2 protein-coding genes are annotated in these 2,499 nt (G+C 55.7%); both read right to left on the bottom strand.

From position 1 onward, the window contains the following. Positions 1-667: Rpn family recombination-promoting nuclease/putative transposase (locus BQ17_RS16025; protein ID WP_176722474.1), on the bottom strand; the 667-nt coding region annotated here is incomplete at its 3' end. Between the two features lie 218 nt (positions 668-885). After that, positions 886-2,499 (bottom strand): AAA family ATPase (locus BQ17_RS16020; RefSeq protein WP_089728745.1); only part of this gene is annotated, 1,614 nt, incomplete at its 5' end.

Genomic DNA, 2,499 nt, shown 5'->3' with positions numbered 1-2,499 from the left:
TCGGCAGGCGCATCATCCAGTCGATGACGGCAAACAGATCCAGTATGCGCTGCCGGTTCCAACCCTGCCGGTAAAGCGAACGCACAAGGCTGAGCTTGGCCTGATAGCGGGCTTGCGGGTCGTTTTTGGTCTGACGGGTGCGCAGATGCGCGACGGTAACAAGGGCGAAGGGGTTGGGGTTCGCTTCGAGCAATTCAGCGCGGTCTGCATAGTCGATGAGTTTAACGGCCGGAAATTCCAGTGTATGACGGCAGCCGAGGACCTCGAAACCATAGCGGTCGGGTCGCCATCCTGCGTCCTCATCGGCCAGCACGGCAAGGCTGGCGATGGGGCGGGCGTAGCGGTCGAAGAGCCGGTAGTTGTAAGTGAACATGCGCTTGGCAAAGTCGCTGTCGCGTCGCCCTTGGATCTCGATGTGAATGTAGATCCAACCTTGTTCGCCCCCCTCGAGGGTGACTTGCACCAAGGTATCGGCGAAACGTTTGCCAAGTTCGGCGTCGCGCACGACCTGACGCAGTTCGGTGTTTTTGAATTCATGGCCTTGTGTCCAATCGATTTGGGCGTGCGCCATGGGGAAATAGAAGGCCATGAATTCAGGGAAGGCGTGTTCGAGTACGGCTTTCCAGGGGCTGTCGTAAGCATCGCTATTATTTTGGGGGTTAGTCATGGGATGTTAAGTGGCGTAAATAACCGGCGCTTCCATGTGTTCATTTGATGCATCGAGGGTAGGTTGGGCAAAGCCCGTAGGATGCGGTGAGCGCGGTGGTTCTGAGCCTGTTGGCCGGTGCACACACTACTCTGCGCGAACCGCATCGATGGACGGCGGCGTGCCCAACAAATCATTTAAATATCAACCACCACTGTCGTATGATTTCGCCAGCGAAATCATTCCACCAGTGAAAATACCAATCGCTCGAATCCCACCGCTACTACGCTGAAGCTGTGCAGGCGTGGCAAGTCGCCGAATTTGGCCTTCAATTTGGCCTGATAACGCGCCAGACCCGCTTCGGCCTCGCGCTGTTTGTTTTGCACAGCGGGCAGCGCCCTTAAGGCATCGCGATCCATTGTTTTGAGGGTTTTACCATCGAGTCCGGCCTCTTTCAGCGACACGAATTTAAACTCGATGAGGATATCCAGTATCCGGTACTGACGCCTGTCCGGGCGCACGATCATGGTCAGATCCGCATGACCGCGTTCCAGCTCGGCCTCCGATTCCATGATGTACAGGGTATCGTTGAAGAGCAGGGTCAGAAACGCGGTCTTGACGGTCAGCTCATTGCTCCGGGCGTAATCACGGTTGCTGAACACCTTGAAATATTTTTGTTCCACGAAATCACACAAAGGTTGCAGATCACCGCGCTGGTACAGGGCTTCGGCGGCCCGGCGCGCCAGGTCCCCATCCCTCCCTTCCGGCAGTAACATTTCCTGAATTTGTTCCGCATAGAGCTTCCGAATGACCAGGTTGGGGATGCGCAGGATAAGCTCGCCGAAGGGTGTTACGCCGCCCAGGGTCAGGATGCCGAAATAATACAGGAGGGATGCCACAAAGCCGGTATCCTTGGGGGCGTAGAGTATGTCCTCCACACCAAAGCGATCGGCCAGCTCGAAAATCGTTACGGATGCTGTTTCCGCTAAAGCATCGAAGATGAGCTTCCGGCCCTCGGGCAAGCGGGAGATATAGTGCATCTTGCCCCGGTCCATGGCTAGGTTGCTATCCAGAATTCTGTCCGGATAGCGGCACTCACGCTGAAATTCTTCCAGAAAATACAGGGCAAGGGTTGGATTGTAGACCTGTTCTTCGGCACGGCGACTGAAGCGATAACCATTATAGAATGTCCGCATCATGGAGAGCGCTTCATCCACCTTGGACTGAGACAAATCGCATTCCCCGGCGATCTGTGCCGCCATTGCGGCAATTTCCACTTCCCGGAAACCGCACAGTGCATTGAATCGCACCTGCAAATAGACATTTTTCGCCACATTGTAGGCACTCGTGAGATCACTCATAGCAACCGGCGACACACCGGTGATGAATACCTTCCCCAACCCCCGCCCACCGGCAGCGGCCTTGATGGTCTTGAACAGGGCCTTCATGCAGCCCTCGCCGGACAATAGGGCCTGATAACGGCTTTCCTCCACGCTGCGATGACCCATCATCAATTCATTGGCGAAGTTGTCGTATTCGTCGATAAGGAGATACAGGGGGTAACCGGCCTGCCGCACGGTATTCAGTAGCGACTGAAAAGAGGCAAGGGCATCCTGGGGATCGATTTGGGGGGGACCCGGCAGTGTTTCCCGATAATAATCCGAGCAGGCGCCGATCCGAAGATTGAGGTAACGATGAAGATTACGCTTGATCTCCTCGCCATCGCCCAATGGGCTGACCTCGGAGAAGTCCCATTTCAGTACCAAGTATCGGTTATGCCCGGCGGTGGGATTTTTGCCGATGGCAAGTCCCCCGAACAGCTGCTCGAACCGATCCGCCTGGTTGAGATCGTA

Origin of the sequence: Candidatus Thiosymbion oneisti, from assembly GCF_900092655.1 — a bacterium.
GTDB classification, from domain to species: domain Bacteria; phylum Pseudomonadota; class Gammaproteobacteria; order Chromatiales; family Chromatiaceae; genus Thiosymbion; species Thiosymbion oneisti.
The sequence above is the reverse complement of the archived record's forward strand: the minus strand, read 5'-3'. Positions and strand labels throughout refer to the sequence as shown.